Raw genomic sequence first — 17,349 nt, forward strand, 5'->3', positions numbered from 1 at the left:
CCTTATCCCTTATTTGAAATTCGCCTATTCGCCACATCACATTTATATATCCATATTAAAAATTACAATCTGTCATTCCTTTTCGATAAAAAACACCATTATCTGATAATTATATACGATTCCTTTACACTAAGTCGATACCCCGAACGTTTCCTATTTACTACCGTTTGACCTACAATATAAGGAAAAGAACTTCAGGAAGTGAGGCGAGCAGATGCGATGCGGAGCAAAGTGCTTTCTCGTGGAGTTTGAGAAAGACGGAGTAAAGCAAGTCATGCCGGTAAATGCCAGAACTGCTGCCGGTGCGAGGAAGATCATTAGGGAGGAATTCGGCGCCAATTTGGCTATTTCAAAAGTGTATGAAGAGAAGCGAAAATCTTGATAGTTCCATATAAAATAACTGGGCATCCTAAGATTGCAGGATGTCCTGTTTTGCATCTGCCTTTTCCATATATTCTGTCAACAAGCCAGACCATTTACTTTAGCGACATTTCAGACTAAAATTTAAACTTGTATACAAGTGTACTTGTTTATCTGGAGGTATATTCATGACCGATTCTATTCATTTTCTATATCCGGAAAAGTGGCTTGCTCGAGCTTCTGCAGGCTCCAGAATTGCCGCGGAGCTTCGCATGCGCATCATTTCCGGGGTTATTGAGCATGGTGCAGTCCTATCCGAGAATCAACTTGCTGGTGACTTTGCGGTTAGCCGCTCTCCAATCAGGGAAGCCTTAAAACAACTCGCTTCCGAGAAACTGATTCGTCTCGAGCGTATGGGTGCTATTGTCCTTGGTTTATCCGAGAAGGAAATCAAGGAAATGTACGATATCCGCCTATTAATCGAAACATTTGTCTTCGAGCGACTTGTAAAAACAAACGTCACTCCTCTCGTCCAATCGCTTAACAAGACATTGGAAATGATGAAAGTCGCAATTAAGTATCATGATGCGGATGAATTCTCCCATCAAGATGTTCAGTTTCATGAAACAATTATTCAGGCAATTGACCATTCCTATATCAATATTATCTGGAACAATCTGAAGCCAGTAATGGAAAGCTTGATTCTCTTATCCATGCGTTCACGCTTTGAAGAGAAATATGAGGACTTCGAACGCATCGTTGATAATCATGCTCTCTATATAGAAGCAATTGATAGGAAAGACCGCGATCTCATGATCCAGTCCCTCCATAAGAACTTTGACGATGTACAAGGCAAGGTGGATGACTTATGGAGATCGCAACAAATGCTAATTAAAGGAGCCGAACAGGAAAATGACTAACTTCATGCTGGGAGTCGATATTGGTACGACGAGCACGAAAGCGGTCCTCTTTAATGAGAAGGGCGATGTCATCCAGAAGGAAAATGTCGGCTATCCGCACTACACACCAGATGCTTCGACTGCTGTACAGAACCCGGACGAAATCTTTCAGGCTGTCCTTCAGTCAATCACCAATATTATGAAAAACCACTTGGACAAGAAACTGCTATTCATCTCATTCAGCAGTGCCATGCACAGCATCATGGCGATGGATGAGCATGACCGGCCGCTCACCCCATGCATTACTTGGGCGGACAACCGTAGTGCAGATTGGACGCGCAAAATCAAAGAAGAATTGAATGGCCATGAAGTTTACAAAAGAACGGGGACTCCGAACCACCCAATGTCCCCGTTATGCAAGATTGCCTGGATTTCCAATGACCTTCCAGAGATTGCGACCAACACCAAGAAGTACATAGGTATCAAAGAATATATCTTCAAGCAATTCTTTGACCGGTATGTCATTGACCAATCTATTGCCTCGGCTACAGGCTTGATGAATTTGCATACACTCGACTGGGACGAAGAAGCTCTGCAAATTGCTGGGATCAGTCCGGACCAACTTTCGGAACTTGTGCCAACTACTGCCGCTTTTACAAATTGCAATGAAACACTCGCAAGACAAATCGGCATCGATCCTGCCACCCCGTTTGTCATTGGGGCAAGTGATGGCGTTCTATCCAATCTTGGCGTCAATGCAATCCGAGAAGGGGAGATTGCTGTCACGATCGGTACAAGCGGAGCAATTCGTACGATCATCGATAAGCCTCAGACAGACGAGAAAGGGCGGATTTTCTGCTATTGCTTAACAGAGAACCATTGGGTCATCGGCGGACCAGTGAACAGCGGGGGAATGGTGTTCCGCTGGATTCGTGACGAACTGGCAGCTTCAGAAGTAGAAACAGCGAAGCGCCTTGGACTCGATCCATATGACGTCCTTACTAAAATCGCTGAACGTGTACGCCCCGGCTCTGACGGCTTGCTATTCCACCCTTATATGGCTGGAGAACGTGCGCCTTTATGGAACCCGGATGTACGCGGCTCATTCTTTGGTCTGACTTTCTCTCATAAGAAAGAACATATGGTACGCGCTGCTCTTGAAGGTGTTATTTACAACTTGTACACAGTCTATGTGGCATTGATGGAGTGCATGGCTGGGCCGGTGAAACGCATTCAGGCGACTGGTGGATTTGCCAGATCTTCTGTATGGCGTCAGATGTTATCTGATGTATTTGAATCTGAAGTTTCCATTCCGGAAAGCTACGAAAGTTCCTGCCTCGGTGCCTGCATCCTTGGCTTGTATGCCCTTGGCCATATCGATTCATTTGAAGTTGCCGCTGACATGATTGGCGAGACACATACGCATGAACCGAACGAAATCGCTGTTCAAGAATATAACAAACTGCTGCCGATTTTCGTTCATCTGACTGAGGCACTTGGGGATGATTATGCCCGTATCGCCCAGTATCAAAGACAATTGAAAAACATACCCGAGGGGGAAAGATAATGCCTTTACTTATCGTTGTGGTCGGAATCATACTTTTGCTCATTCTGATCATGGCACTCAAATTGAATACATTCATATCTTTGCTTATTGTTTCATTCGTTGTGGCACTCATGCTTGGCATGCCACTGGAGAACATTGTAAAAACTGTTGAAACCGGACTCGGTGGAACACTCGGTCACTTGGCACTCATCTTTGGGCTTGGCGCCATGCTTGGTAAATTGATTGCTGACTCAGGCGGTGCCCAGCGCATTGCCATGACTCTTGTTAATAAATTCGGCGAGAAGCGCATCCAGTGGGCTGTTGTTGTAGCATCCTTCATAATCGGCATCGCGCTGTTCTTTGAAGTTGGTCTCGTCCTGCTCATCCCGATTGTTTTCGCAATCGCACGTGAGCTGAAAGTATCCGTTCTATTCCTTGGGATTCCGATGGCGACAGCACTCTCCGTAACGCATGGCTTCCTGCCGCCACATCCAGGACCTACAGTTATCGCTGGAGAATACGGCGCAAATATTGGAGAAGTGTTGCTATATGGCTTTATTATTGCCATTCCAACTGTAATCATTGCTGGTCCGTTATTTACAAAGCTTGCGAGAAAGCTCGTTCCGGACTCGTTTACAAGAGTTGGCAATATCGCTTCACTTGGTGAACAAAAAACGTTCAAAATTGAGGATACTCCTGGATTTGGAATCAGTGTCTTCACTGCAATGTTGCCAGTCATCCTTATGGCAATCGCAACAATTATCTCATTGATGCAGAAAACTATGAATTTCCACGAAGGGCATTTTATCAAAATAGTAGAATTCATCGGTGATGCTTCAACAGCAATGATCATATCCCTGCTCGTCGCGGTGTATACAATGGGTATCAGAAGAAACATCCCAATGCAAAATATTATGGATTCATGCTCGACAGCAATTGCCAACATCGGCATGATGCTTCTAATCATCGGTGGAGGCGGCGCGTTCAAGCAAGTATTGATTGATGGCGGTGTCGGCGATTATGTCGCCAAACTGTTTGAAGGAAGCTCGATGTCACCAATACTGCTTGCCTGGCTCATCGCAGCGATCCTGCGTATCTCACTCGGTTCTGCGACGGTAGCAGCTCTCACGACAGCTGGCCTTGTCATCCCGCTTCTCGGGCAAACGGATGTGAATCTCGCTCTCGTCGTTCTGGCAACAGGAGCCGGCAGCTTGATCGCATCACACGTAAACGATGCTGGTTTCTGGATGTTCAAAGAATACTTCAATCTCAGTATGAAAGAGACGTTCGCTACATGGACATTGCTGGAGACGATCATTTCCGTCTGCGGGCTCGTATTCGTCCTGTTCATCAGCCTGTTCGTCTAAGTTTTTTATAAGAAGGAGATGAAAACATGCCGAATACAATCGGTGTAATTGGACTCGGTGTCATGGGAAGCAATATTGCACTTAACATGGCTTCTAAAGGCGAGAAAGTCGCGGTTTACAACTATACGCGAGACCTGACAGACAAGCTTATGAACCAAGCCGGTGAAGCTGCACTCGAACCTTATTATGATGTGGAAAGGTTCGTCCAGTCTCTTGAAAAGCCGCGTAAAGTCTTCCTCATGGTAACAGCTGGTGCTCCGATTGATTCTGTAATCGAGTCGCTCACACCATATCTGGAATCTGGTGATATTATCATGGATGGCGGCAACTCTCATTATGAAGATACAGAGCGTCGGTACAATGACCTTCAGACAAAAGGAATCGGCTATCTAGGCATTGGTGTTTCCGGCGGTGCTGAAGGTGCCTTGCACGGGCCCGCCATCATGCCGGGTGGAGACAAGGAAGATTATGAAAAAGCCGCTCCTATTCTAACGAAAATTGCAGCCCAAGTCGACGGCATACCTTGCTGTACGTACATCGGTCCTGAAGGCTCCGGCCACTTTGTCAAAATGGTTCATAACGGAATTGAATACGCTGATATGCAGCTTATCGCTGAAGCCTATACGTTCCTTCGTCAAAGACTTTCACTTCCGGTTGAGGAGATTGCTAATATCTTTGGAACTTGGAACGAAGGCGAGCTGCAGAGCTATCTAATTGAGATCACAGAGAACATTCTGCGCAAGAAAGATGAAGAAACCGGCAAACCGCTAATCGACTTCATTCTGGACAAAGCTGGACAGAAAGGTACCGGCAAATGGACAAGCCTCCAGGCAATCGATAATGGCATTGCCAACTCGATCATTACTGAGGCCCTATTCGCCCGCTACATTTCTGCTTTAAAAGATCAACGGGTAAAAGCCTCTTCCATCTTGAACGGACCTGATAGCGCTGTAGAGCCACTCGATAAGAAGGCGTGGATTGAATACGTACGCCAGGCACTCTACATGGGTAAAATCTGCGCCTATGCACAAGGATTCACTCAGTACAAAGCGACATCGGAGCTTCATAACTGGAATCTTCCACTCAAGGAAATTGCTCTTATTTTCCGTGGCGGCTGCATTATCCGTGCTCAGTTCCTGAATACGATCAGTGCGATTTACGAAGAGAATCCTAACCTTGATAATCTACTGATTGCCCCGTACTTTGCGGAGAAAACACGAGAATATCAAAAAGGTTTGCGCGAAGTAGTCTGTGAAGCAGTCCAGACGGGAATCCCATTCCCATCATTAAGCACAGCGCTCACTTATTACGACAGTTATCGTACAGCCAATTCAAGTGCAAGCTTACTGCAAGCACAGCGCGATTACTTTGGTGCTCACACATACGAACGGAATGACCGTGAAGGCGTGTTCCATACAGACTGGTAAAATGAAAAAGGCCCGGGAGGCAGAGTAATCACTGCATCCTGGGCCTTTTCATATTATAATCCTAGTATGTTCTGAATTCGCTTTCATCGAAAGAGGTGAAAATCATGCATACAAAGAAGTACCTGATTCTTCTCGTTCCTACAGTGCTGATTGGCTTGGTATTGCTATTCTTTCTTCCAGAGAGTCAACGTTCATATGTCCTGTTTGTCCCTTTAATATTCTGGATTGTGTATTATGCCTGGATTTATGTCGAGAAAAGGAAACATTGAAATAGATAACATTGTATCGTTTGAGTGGTTATACGAGAAATGCAATCTCTAGCAGAATTTATAAATGATGATGTGATGGATGGTAATTAAAAAACACTTACATCACATCTATTTTTTCTGCTATAGTTATACAGACCAGTCGGTATGGAAAGGAGAATACAGTATTGGATACGAAAGCGCTACTCATTGAAGAGGCAAAAAATCTCTTTCAGCAAAAGGGTTATAAAGGTGTCGGACTCAATGAGATATTAAAAGAATGCGAAATTACGAAAGGGGCACTTTACCATCACTTTCCTAATGGTAAAGAGGAACTGCTAATCTCTTGTTTGCAATCCATGCAAGAGGAGATCACGACAGATATTGATATGATTTTTCAACAGCACTCTTCTACGCTCACCGCAACAAAGACCTTAGTGGATAAGCTAACAGCCGAACTCGATTCAGGGAACAAAATTGCAGGCTATACTTTTAGCAGTATTGTCAGTGAGATCAGCTCTTTAAGCGAGCCTGTACGTAATGCATGCACTGCACTTTATGAAGAGATTCAAAAAATCTATTTTAAAAAACTGCTGAATGACGGTTATCCGGAAGAAGAAGCAGCATCTTTGTCACTTTTCATGACAGTTTCTATCGAAGGTGCAATGACATTATGTCTCGCTAAAGATTCAACATTACCACTCAGCAATATCAACGCTATTTTACCCAGACTATTAAAGGACTGATACAAAACGTGACTAGACAATTCAAAACTGGCCCGATTATGACCGCGCTTCTCATAGCTGGGTTTGTCGGACTTTTCAGTGAAACAGCTCTTAACATTGCCCTTGGTAAACTAGGGAATATTTTTAATGTCAGCCCAACAACAATACAATGGCTCGCTACTGGCTACTTTCTTACGCTTGGAATACTTGTGCCCGTAACTGGTATACTCATGAAGAAATTTACAACCCGTCAGATGTTCCTGACTTCCCTTATCCTATCTATTATTGGTACAACACTTGCAGCGCTCGCTCCAGCATTCGGTATTTTGCTTGCTGCCCGAGTCATCCAGGCAGCTGGACTCGCAATCGTTCTACCTCTCACACAAAATGTTATCTTCACCATCTTCCCGCCAGAGAAGCGAGGTGGCGCAATGGGAATTATGGGACTCGTCATCCTGGCAGGTCCTGCATTCGGCCCTACTCTGGCAGGCCTTATACTCGACACCATGTCTTGGCACTGGATTTTCTGGACCACAATGCCTTTCCTGCTTTTCTCGCTAGTATTCGGTTCTTTCTTCATTCCGAATGTCAATGAAACGAGAGATATCTCCATTGATTTCCTTTCCGTTGCATTGTCAACAATCGGTTTCGGCAGTGTTGTTTTCGGATTCAGTAGTGGCGGTGAAAGAGGCTGGACTGATCCCTTTGTTATCACCTCCATTATCGTAGGTATCCTCGGGCTCGTTCTATTCGCAATCCGCCAAAAAATGATGGAGTCTCCTATACTGAACTTGCATGCTTTCCGGTTCAAGCAATTTTCCCTTGGGCTAACCATGAATATCATTACATTCCTGAGCATGCTCTCGATGCTAGTCCTTTTGCCAATGTTCATGCAGCTGTCACTCAAAGTATCGCCATTCGTAACGGGCCTAACTCTGCTCCCCGGCAGTATATTGTCCTGCTTGCTTGCACCTGTTATTGGGAAAATGTTTGATAAATATGGACCCCGTGTCCTTATTACACCAGGTACAATTCTAGTCGTCGTCGGGTATGTCCTCTATTCTCAATATGGCACTGGCACCGCAATCTGGATGATAGTCATGACTCATATCATTATGAATATTGGCATTGGTATGGTCCTGCCATCAGTGCAAACGAACACTTTGAATGCCTTGCCAAAACAGTACTATCCGGACGGTATTGCCATCACACAAACTTCTCAGCAAGTCTCTGGTGCAGTCGGTATTGCCGTCATGGTCTCCATCTTTGCTTCCCAGCAAGCCTCCTCTCTTTCTAATGGGGCATCGCTTTCGGTAGCAACAGCTGATGGCGTTGCATTCGCATTTGCACTCAGTCTCGGTTTGTCCATTTTGAATATCGTGCTTTCACTATTTTTGAGAGATACACAGCAAACTGTCCAAACGGAAAAACGAGCAGGATGAAAAAACCCTGTACCAGATCGACTCAGAATCGCTCAGGTACAGGGGTTTTTTCTATATTCTTATTCATCTCTTCAGCAGGGTCATAATGCCAAATGGTATTATCGACAGCTAGAAAAACAGCATTTCTTCCGCCAGCCTTTACAGCATACAATGCCTGGTCTGCCTTTCGTAGAAGCTCCTTCATTGTAGAAGTTTGCCCATCCAACGCAGCGACTCCAAAGCTTGCTGTAAGTCTGATGATTAAGTCATCCATCTCGAGTGGACTGCTTTCGATTGCTTTACGAAGCAATTCCGCATACTTGGAGGCCTCTTCCAAATCCGTTCCCGGCAGGCTGACAACAAACTCTTCTCCTCCATATCGCCCGAAAATCATATCCGGCGTAAGCTCAGAACGTATCGTTTCTACAATATGGATCAGTGCTTCGTCTCCCTTTTCATGTCCATACGTGTCATTAATATCCTTGAAATGATCGATATCGAACAGAATGCAAGAAAAATTCCCGCCATTTTCCTTAATAAGGTTAAGCTGTGTCTCACTCTTCTTCAACAGATATGCACGATTGGAGATGTTCGTGAGCACATCCGTATAGGCTAGTCTCTTTAACTCCTCTTCCATCAGCTTCTGTGTTGTGATATCACGCATTGTAATTGTCTTGCCGACATAGTGCTTATTTTGAAAAAGCGGCACGATGAGTACCTGGAAGTATTTACTAACAATCTGCTCATGCCACTCAAAATTTTGGTGGACAGGTTCTGAATCCATCAGTTTATAAGAGCACCAATAGGAACGGAAATCATGCCCAATCGCCCCTTCTTCAAGATGCGTCAATATATCGCAGGCAGACGTGTTAAAATCGACAATTCGGTTATTGGCATCTATTACAACGACACCATCAGGCATACTCTGGAATACACGTTCCTTCGCCAAAGGAACCAACTCAAACAGGCGAGACGAGAACATTCCCCAGAATACAAGCAGAGTGGAAACGCCAAGAGTTATTGGTATCGGTTCAATTGGATACCTTAATTGACCTGTCAAATACATAGTATAGACTGCCATTGGAAGGACAATAGCAATTACGAATAGAAAAATCTGTTTCCGATAAGTTTTTCTTATAGTAAGACCTCGCCAAACAAGAAGGCATAAAGCCACAATCATACAAGTTACTGAGTAAGCTGCATGCATCGCATACCAAGGCCCTGGTGTAAAGAGGAACAGAGATAAGATGTATGTCTTATCCATAGCAACAGTTCTATGCAATAAGTGATGATAGTTATTCGTCCAGCAAGCCAAGGTCGTCAAAAGCGGAACGACAAACAACAGCTGATAAGAATTGCGGGATATTGACTGAAAAAGACCAAAATGACGAATGACCTGAATGAGTATAAGTGGTGGAATGAAAGGTAATGCGGCATATTGTACCTTGATCCAAAACAGCATCTCCGGCATCTGATTACTAAGCAGTTCAAAAACATGGCCAACAGAATAAACCGCTATACAGCTGGATAGTATGATGAAAAACGTTGCCCCGTTAAATTTCTTTCGCATCAAGAAAACATATACTGCAAGAATAAAAGAAATGATACCCGACAAATCAATCATGATGAGATGGGGATACAATGGTGAGTTCATAGTAACACTCCCGCAGTTCATATAGGTCTATTATAACACTTATTTAACAGTGTCATGACACTTATATGTGTCAAAAATTCATCAGAAGGTCATGTAATTTCATCGAAAATATTATAGAAAAACGGACACATGGCATTCCCAGCCAAGTGTCCTATCCCTCTTAAATTCGCAACGTCTCTTCTTCTATCAGTTTAAACCCTTCAATCATCGTATCTTCCTCTACCTCAATAAGCAGGCATCTCCTGCCATTGAAATTGATTTGACGGACGTATCTCAAATCCTGTGGGCTGATTGCAATATCCGCTACCTTTGTTTTGATTTTAATCGACTTCGTATTGTAATTCGGTACAACGTTGCTCGCTTTCAGCTCATATTTCTCATCGTCAATAACAGTCTGAAATGCTGCTTGGACCTTCTCCGTATCAACATCGGCAATTCCGCTTGCTCTGAGCACCTTCTCCACTGTTCTCGAATCAAGTGTCTGTATTTGTTCCTCATCGTCTTCTTCATCTTCCATCAGGCGATTGATTTCCTCATAGACATTTGAGATGGTCGGTGTATCCAGTTCATCTCCTGCCACTTGCTTTACAATCTCCTCAAACACAGCCTTGTCTTCCTGTGCTGTAATGATATCTGAGCCGTTCAGTACCTCTTCAATAAAATGGACATCTGGCTGATTAGGCTTGCCAGCGGCATAGAGAACGTGATTCACGTCTGATGCACTATCCGTGAAAGAAGGATACAGGAAACCGCCAATTGGAGATGCCAGATTAATGATTGGATCCACAATGACATTTGACTTGAATGCCTTCTCTATATAATCAAAAGCAATCGCCTTCTTCGGCTCTTCAGTTACATTAAGACTGCAGAGGACGAATTTGTGGGTGAACACTTCATCACGTTCCTCGATTTCTGCGTCGCCCCCGTGCTTCTTCGTCGGCTTGAAAAATTCTCCCCGGATGAACGTAACAACGAGGTCTTTGTCATACTGCCTGTCCTTGACCATCTTCTCTGCAAGGTCTAACATTGCTTCCTTCCAATCTTCCGCCTCATCCGCCTGCAGTCCTTCGAAAAGGAGATCCTGCGCGTGATTCTCAGTATAAGTATCCGGCTCACGCTCAAACTTCACATCGAACAGCTTCACATCCGGTTTTCCTGTCAGCACTTTTTTGAAGTTTGTCAAAAACAGTTCCTGCTGCTCCCGCTCCAGTACTTGAAAAGGTCGGATCTCCTCATGATAAATCTCACTGCTTTCTTTCCTAATGTATACATTGAATATATGTGAAATCGTTAGCAGATCATTATCCACCTTAAACTGCCTGCGAATTGCTGCAATATCCTTCTTGTTCATATGTAAATCCTCTCCTTGGCCATTAACTCAGTTCTTTCTGTACTACTAATTATACCAGCACTTGACGGAGAAACTTGTCGGAAACCGCTTATTCATTAATGAGGCATTTGCCGGTGCGAAAATAAAGAAAATGGAATAGATATGCATTTTAGCATCAAAATATATAGGAGGTGATCAAATGAAGCAAAAATTCTCCATAGTTTTTTGTCTAGCCTACTCGTTGTTCATGGCCTACCTCGCACTTCAATTCTCTCAGGCTGAAGATCAGGTAAAAAGTATGCTCGTCGCAGGCTCTGGAGTTGTACTCGGACTTATTCCCGCCATCCTGGTGAAGTGGACGAGAACCCCGTTTAGCAGCCTCATGAACATCTCATATATCGCCTTTCTATTCAGTTCACAGTATCTTGGCACAATCAGGCACTGGTATGGGCTTGGTTGGTGGGATACTTTTATTCATTTCATAAGCGGTCTCATGCTTGCCTTCATTGCTAAAGCAACTTTCGAACATTTTTTCCGCTCATTAGAGAAAATGACCGTGCCTATCGCGAAGTTCCTGTTCATTCTAAGCTTTTCCGCCTTAGGAGCTGTGCTCTGGGAGATTTATGAGTTCAGCGGTGACCAATTTTTTGCTACAACCATGCAAGGCGGAGGTAACTTTGACACGATGACGGATATGATTGCCGGAGTTATCGGCGGCCTGATTGTTGCCTCTTACGCTGGAATTCGAGCGCGGGTTAGCTCTGATAATTCACATCGGAACTGATCACCTTTTTTGAAGAGCTCAGCTTATGCTATTTGGAGTAGAAAAAAAGTAATTAATCATATTTTTGATGAAAAGCCTATGCTTGATACCTTTAAATTACTGCTTATTGACTAGCAAACATCCGTGTCCTTCGGTGCATGGGTTTTTTAATTCCTCCATGTTAAAATAATGTAAGAATCTGGGTTGTCCAACTTCAAGTTGGACCAAACAGTTAACATGGAGGGGTCTACATAGTGAAGAAGTTATTTGGGGCACTTATATTTGTAACAACCATTCTATTAGTAACAGGATGCAGCAACGGAAAAACAGAAGAAAACAAACGTGACGACTCAGAGGTAAAGCAAGAAGCAAAAGCAGAGGAAAGCGGCAAAACTAGAGGAACATTAAAAGAAGAAGACTACAAGAAACTACCAGAGAACTTCAAAAAGTATGCAAACTACACCGCAGAATTAAGCGGTAAAATAACAGATATAAACGTAGGTAAAGGTCAAGCCCTTATCATGCTTAATTACGACTACACAGATCCAAGTAGTGAGGCTATGGTTGAAGTAAAAACGGACAAACTGAAAGAAGGCGATTACGTACAGATTAAAGGAACAATCGTCGACGAATACACCGATGAAGACGGTGAGAAGCAATCTGTAGATGAGCTGGCTATCAAGGCCTCTTCAACAAAAAAGGTTGATTTCAAAGAAGCGTTCGCCCCAACTAAAAGGGAAATAAAGTTGGATCAAAAGGAAGACCATAAAGGCTTGAAAGTGAGTTTGCAGAAATTAGAGATCGCAGATGAACAGACACGCCTATATTTGACAGTTAATAACGAATCCAAAGTTGAAGTTGACAGTAAGTTGGATTTCTCCAAAATGACAGTTGGAGGAAAAGAACTAGAGCTCTCAAAACATAGAGATCATATGGAGTTACCGGAATTCCAGGCAGAATTGAAACCCGGTGAAAAATCGGAAGGTGTGCTCGTTTTCCCTGCAATCGAACAAAGTGTGACAACAGCCAAGTTCGAAGTAAATCCTGGCAGATACAACTTTGATATCCAATTTGATCCTTTTGAATTCACCGTGAATCTGAAATAAATTTCATCCAATTAGACCAGGCATGCCTGGTCTTTTCTTCATTTGCAAAGACAAATAATAAAAGAACAGCCGCTTTTAAAAAGCAGCTGTTCCACCAATCACTCTATTGTAGAAAATGCGCCATTCCCCGGCTAATGAGCGGGTGCAGCATAGTAATGTGTCCTTCTTCCAGGAAAATTCGCAAATCCACTTCAAAATTCGACAATTGCCAGTCAAAAAGGCGAATATGCATTTGTCTCACTTCTTCAATTACATCAGCATCTTCTGCAGCGCCAACCCCAAGCAGCAAAGACTTGAATTGCAAGTTGCCTACTTCCTCCCATTCCCGAAGTTGATTATAGAGGTCTTCTTCCAATGAAACCAAGTGACGGTTATCTCGTCCGATTTCCGGGCTCCCCGCAATATATGTATCAAATAGTTCAGGCTTATGTAGTAGCGCATACAAAGTGAATAATCCGCCTAAGCCGTGTCCAAACAGTCCTGCTTTTCCGATGTTGATCGAAGTTTTACTTTCAACTGAAGGCTTCAAATCCCGCTCAAGGAAATAAAGAAATGCGTCCGCACCACCAGCACCTTTTTTCGAATCTGCTGATGTGTAGTCCCAGGACCTTGCTGCGTAATCGTAAGGCTCATCTGTTGGATAACCAATACCTACAATCACTGCCGGTTCAGCCGCCTCAGAAGCATAAGACTGCAGTCTTGCAGCTTCAACGACAGAAGAAAAAATGGCATTGCCATCCAATACATACATGACCGGAAATCCTTCTTCTGGAATCGGAGCATTAGGGACAAACATCGAAATCCGATACAAACGCCCTGTTTCCGATTCCATTTCCCACTGTTCAGTATATGGAATTGTATATGCTGAAATTGTCTTTTCCATGGTTTCTCCTTTAAACACTTTTGACATATATAATTGTAAACCATTTTAAATATAGGTTTTCAATAAGTTTATAAGGATTCCATGAAATTTTCAAACAAAAAATAAAAAGCACTGCACATTCTTTACATGTACAGCGCCTTATAGATTCTTAGACCAAGTTGCCAGCACTTCTATTGCTTATTTGTCGAACGTCAATTTGACCCGCAGATGAAGAAATTTGGTTCCTTCCGTTTCTCTTCGCCTCGTACAGGGCGGCATCCGCTTTATTCAACAGTTGCGACAAATCCTTTATGTCCACTTCACCAGCCAATTCAATTGTTGTCACTCCTCCACTCAACGTAACCGGTATTTCATTATCGTTAACTGTAAATGGCTGTGATTCAACAGCTAAACGCAATTTATCCGCTACTGCACCAGCCTCCAGCTCAGTCTTTCCTACCATCGCACACACAAATTCCTCACCGCCATATCGTGCAAATAACATATCCTCGTCCAGAACCGACTTGCAGATTTGTGCCACATGAACAAGCGCCTCATCACCTGCATGATGACCGTGCATGTCATTAACACTTTTGAAATGATCGATATCAAAGAGTACTACACTGAAGTTATGGCGCTTCGGATTCATATTGGCCAATAACTCTTCACACTTTTCAAAGAAAGCACGGCGGTTATACACTTGGGTCAATTCATCATAATAAGCCTGATGCTCCAGCTTCTCATGTAGTCTATTCATTTCTGTTATATCTCTAATAATGATGAGTGTACCTTTCATACCTTCTTCTTTTTGACGCAATGATGAAACGCGGACTTGAAACGTGCGCTCAGTTAAGTCAAAATCGGCCCTTCCACTCCACGTAAACAGCTGGGTCCCCGACTTTAAAGGAAACCTCTCTTTACAAAGCTCCAACCATACTTCATCAATTGTTTTCCCATAAACAGGTCCACTAAAAGATAGAAACATATGACTAAAGGCTTCATTAAATTCGACTACACGTGAAGTCTGATCGAGCACTACAACTCCGTCATCAATACTATGAAAGATCGTATCCTTGGCGACTGGAATGATCTTGAATAATTCAGACGTATTAATGGCCCATAGAAACAGCAAAGTCACAACCCACAACACCATTGGTACCAGGTCAATTCCTGGCGGCGTTAGACCAATCAAATACAAAAAGGCCGTCAACATAGGGACAAGCTGACTCCACATCAAGGAAAACAGCTGCATCCGATAAACTCCCGATGTTTCTCTCCATTGTGAGACAACAAGGAAAAAGGCGACAAACATGCAGGAAAAGATGAAAACTCCATGCACCATATACCAAATCCCTATCTCTTGGTGAACATAAGGCATTCCAAGAAGCGGATCGATTTCAAAAACACGATAATATAAGTGGTGGAGCGGATTCGTTATCACCATGATCAATGTAATAGAAGGAATGGCGAGAAATGCGACTACCTTTGCTTTTGTAATACGCTGCCCAAGATACTTCATAATGAATAGCAGACCAAGCGGCGGTGCAAACGGCATCCCAACATATTGTATGACTGTCCAGAATTTAACAGCCTCAAGTGAAGTAGCCATCAAACCAAAGGCCGAACCGAAACAATAGATTGTTGTCGCAATGGAATATGCGATAAAAAACCGTGCAATGTCTTCATACAGATATCGTCTTTTCAACACTCTAAAAAGCAGGTAAGCATTCAATACCCCGGAAGTACAAACAAGTGCTATATAGGCAGTCAGATGTGAAGTCACAGCTGTACCTTCCTTCGAATTATTTTTTCAACTTAATTTAGCATACTATTTATGAATTAGGTAAGAAAAGACGGGACTTATGTATTAATTTTATGTTGTTTTAACCAAATTTGGTGCAGAAGTGTTTGAATGACATACAAAAAAGACTGTTGAGACTTTCTCAACAGTCTTTTCTTCTAAGCGGCAATGTCATACAGCGAATGCCTCCTCCTGTTTTCTCCAGTTCGGATACGTCTACTTCAACAATACGCTTATTCTTCATTTTAGGATGGGACTTGAGCATCTTATGATTTGCGTGCTTGCTCATAAGTAATGTTTCTGGATCAAGGTGGATGAAATTAATATCAGGTACAGTATCGTATTTTTCCAACCAATGTGCTTCAAAACCATGACGCTTGAAGAACTCTCCTGACATCTCATAACGTGATTCCTTCTCTGTCAGCACTTGAACCGGCAGATGCTGAATGAAATGTTTGGCCACAATTAGATCTGGATTGGCAACATTGAGTGCCATATCAAGATGGAGTGTATCCATTCTGCGTGGGAGACTAATTAGAGCAATTTCTGAAAAACCAGCTTCGTATATACGTTCTTTTATTTTAATAACACTTTCTAAGCTCGTGCGCAAACCAATATTAATTAGAACAATATTCCGATTTAACGGCATGATATCTCCACATTCAAGCGCTTTGAGATCATCATTTTCATGAATGAGGAACTTCTCTTCCGGGAACCAATCTTTCATCAGCAGATGTGCATGCAAGTACTCTGGACGTCGTGCAAATGTGCCTGCTTCTCCTGGCAAAATGGTATTTCCCATCACACAAGCAAGATCTCTGACAAAATGGCGGTTGATCAGCTGATCACTGAGTTTAAGATCTTCAGGAGAAAGATGCTCGGCATAATCAATTATTTGTACCCCCGCATCCCGGAACACTTCCTTAAATGCCTCGAAATTCTCATATGCTTTCTCATGGCTGACTTTCGAATCCCATCTGACATCTTCAAGTGTCTGGGAATGTGAAATATTAATAATCGGCGGCGCGCAAAGGAACACAATCTCCAGCTCTCCGTGTTCAGACCAGACTTCTGGTTGGATATTGTATGGCATGCAAATCGTCCTTCCTATTGAATATAAGTATTATCCCTTTTTGAAGAGAAGTTATGTAAAAGAGCTGCTTTCAGAAAGGTATTTTCATCTCTATGCATAGAAAAGGGCCAATGAGGTTATCTAAAAGGGTAGACCGCTCATGAATGGAGGTCCAATAATGGACAAGATGAATAGAGGCGTCATAACAGCATTGTCTTCAATTGGTATTGCTCAAGCACTTAAAATTCTATCTCATAAACGGATGACGGGTGAATGGGACATCGGACAGTTGGCAACAACCGGCGGTATGCCGAGCTCACATTCAGCAGGCGTTGCTGCACTTGCAACGTACATCGCAGCAAATAAAGGATCAAGGCATACAGAAACAGCTTTAGCAACCATATTCGGTGTAATTGTCATGTATGATGCACAGGGAATCCGTCGCCATACGGGGGAAATCGCCCAGCTCGTCAACGAATTGGAGGACAAGTTTGCTATCTTATCAGGGGAGTTCCCGAGTCTTGATTATGTAGCTAAGGAAAAGGACTTGAAGGAAATACTGGGACATCAACCACTGGAAGTTCTCGGGGGCGCTCTGCTCGGGTCAGCACTCGGATTCTTATCAGCGAAGTTTGAAAATAGAGGTATGTAGCTAAAAACGCACTAGGTCACACTGACCTAGTGCGTTTTTTTGTTTCTGTTTTTCAGAAAACTAATTGCTCTTGCATGTTACTCGTACTAAACTAAAAGTATATTAAATAAGGGAGCAAT

General features: G+C 43.2%; 16 protein-coding genes. 11 read left to right on the forward strand and 5 right to left on the reverse strand.

The window, feature by feature from the left end; all coding sequences use genetic code 11:
- Positions 1–214: 214 nt before the first annotated feature.
- The 8 genes from QR721_RS13180 (at position 215) to QR721_RS13215 (ending at position 8,011) form a co-directional block, all read left to right on the forward strand.
- Positions 215–382: a hypothetical protein gene (locus QR721_RS13180; protein ID WP_348027741.1), complete on the forward strand. Its 168-nt coding sequence runs from the start codon at positions 215–217 to the stop codon at positions 380–382.
- A gap of 166 nt (positions 383–548) precedes the next feature.
- Positions 549–1,280: a GntR family transcriptional regulator gene (locus QR721_RS13185; RefSeq protein ID WP_348027743.1), complete on the forward strand. Its 732-nt coding sequence runs from the start codon at positions 549–551 to the stop codon at positions 1,278–1,280.
- Positions 1,273–2,826 carry a gluconokinase gene (gntK, locus tag QR721_RS13190; RefSeq protein ID WP_348027745.1) on the forward strand — a complete coding sequence of 518 codons (1,554 nt, stop codon included), beginning with the start codon at positions 1,273–1,275 and terminating at the stop codon, positions 2,824–2,826. Before QR721_RS13185 ends, gntK begins: the two co-directional genes overlap by 8 nt.
- Entirely contained in the window at positions 2,826–4,172 is a 1,347-nt protein-coding gene (locus QR721_RS13195) for a GntP family permease (RefSeq protein WP_348027747.1), read from the forward strand. The genes gntK and QR721_RS13195 overlap by 1 nt, the downstream gene beginning before the upstream one ends.
- Before the next feature lie 26 nt (positions 4,173–4,198).
- Positions 4,199–5,599 (forward strand): decarboxylating NADP(+)-dependent phosphogluconate dehydrogenase, encoded by a 1,401-nt coding sequence (gnd, locus tag QR721_RS13200; RefSeq protein WP_348027749.1) that lies wholly within the window; start codon positions 4,199–4,201, stop codon positions 5,597–5,599.
- Positions 5,600–5,703: 104 nt separating this feature from the next.
- Positions 5,704–5,868, forward strand: coding sequence for a hypothetical protein (locus QR721_RS13205; RefSeq protein WP_348027750.1), 165 nt, complete (start codon positions 5,704–5,706; stop codon positions 5,866–5,868).
- 164 nt (positions 5,869–6,032) lie between these two features.
- On the forward strand, positions 6,033–6,590 hold the full coding sequence (locus QR721_RS13210; RefSeq protein ID WP_348027752.1) for a TetR/AcrR family transcriptional regulator: 558 nt from the start codon (positions 6,033–6,035) through the stop codon (positions 6,588–6,590).
- 38 nt (positions 6,591–6,628) lie between these two features.
- The gene (locus QR721_RS13215; protein WP_348029847.1) at positions 6,629–8,011 is read left to right on the forward strand and encodes a DHA2 family efflux MFS transporter permease subunit; all 1,383 of its coding nucleotides are present in this window, start codon (positions 6,629–6,631) and stop codon (positions 8,009–8,011) included.
- A 22-nt stretch (positions 8,012–8,033) separates the two neighbouring features.
- Here the strand turns inward: QR721_RS13215 and QR721_RS13220 are convergent, their stop codons facing one another.
- On the reverse strand, positions 8,034–9,644 hold the full coding sequence (locus tag QR721_RS13220) for a histidine kinase N-terminal 7TM domain-containing diguanylate cyclase (protein WP_348027754.1): 1,611 nt from the start codon (positions 9,642–9,644) through the stop codon (positions 8,034–8,036).
- A gap of 160 nt (positions 9,645–9,804) precedes the next feature.
- Positions 9,805–10,995 carry a DUF4317 domain-containing protein gene (locus QR721_RS13225; protein WP_348027756.1) on the reverse strand — a complete coding sequence of 397 codons (1,191 nt, stop codon included), beginning with the start codon at positions 10,993–10,995 and terminating at the stop codon, positions 9,805–9,807.
- A gap of 178 nt (positions 10,996–11,173) precedes the next feature.
- Here QR721_RS13225 and QR721_RS13230 point away from each other — a divergent pair, with 178 nt between their 5' ends.
- Together QR721_RS13230 and QR721_RS13235 are read left to right on the forward strand one after the other, a co-directional pair.
- Positions 11,174–11,758, forward strand: a complete 585-nt coding sequence (locus QR721_RS13230) for a DUF2238 domain-containing protein (protein ID WP_348027758.1) — start codon at positions 11,174–11,176, stop codon at positions 11,756–11,758.
- A gap of 233 nt (positions 11,759–11,991) precedes the next feature.
- Positions 11,992–12,843 carry a hypothetical protein gene (locus QR721_RS13235; protein WP_348027760.1) on the forward strand — a complete coding sequence of 284 codons (852 nt, stop codon included), beginning with the start codon at positions 11,992–11,994 and terminating at the stop codon, positions 12,841–12,843.
- A 103-nt stretch (positions 12,844–12,946) separates the two neighbouring features.
- Here QR721_RS13235 and QR721_RS13240 read toward each other — a convergent pair whose 3' ends face one another.
- The 3 genes from QR721_RS13240 to QR721_RS13250 all read right to left on the reverse strand — a co-directional run bounded on the left by QR721_RS13240 (position 12,947) and on the right by QR721_RS13250 (position 16,599).
- Positions 12,947–13,726, reverse strand: coding sequence for an alpha/beta hydrolase (locus QR721_RS13240; RefSeq protein WP_348027762.1), 780 nt, complete (start codon positions 13,724–13,726; stop codon positions 12,947–12,949).
- A 148-nt stretch (positions 13,727–13,874) separates the two neighbouring features.
- On the reverse strand, positions 13,875–15,488 hold the full coding sequence (locus QR721_RS13245) for a histidine kinase N-terminal 7TM domain-containing diguanylate cyclase (protein WP_348027764.1): 1,614 nt from the start codon (positions 15,486–15,488) through the stop codon (positions 13,875–13,877).
- Between the two features lie 160 nt (positions 15,489–15,648).
- Entirely contained in the window at positions 15,649–16,599 is a 951-nt protein-coding gene (locus QR721_RS13250) for an arginine deiminase family protein (RefSeq protein WP_348027766.1), read from the reverse strand.
- 157 nt (positions 16,600–16,756) lie between these two features.
- On the opposite strand from QR721_RS13250, the gene QR721_RS13255 reads away from it, so the two are divergent.
- Positions 16,757–17,230 (forward strand): divergent PAP2 family protein, encoded by a 474-nt coding sequence (locus QR721_RS13255; RefSeq protein WP_348027768.1) that lies wholly within the window; start codon positions 16,757–16,759, stop codon positions 17,228–17,230.
- Positions 17,231–17,349 lie beyond the last annotated feature (119 nt).

The organism is Aciduricibacillus chroicocephali (assembly GCF_030762805.1).
In the GTDB taxonomy this organism is placed as follows: domain Bacteria; phylum Bacillota; class Bacilli; order Bacillales; family Amphibacillaceae; genus Aciduricibacillus; species Aciduricibacillus chroicocephali.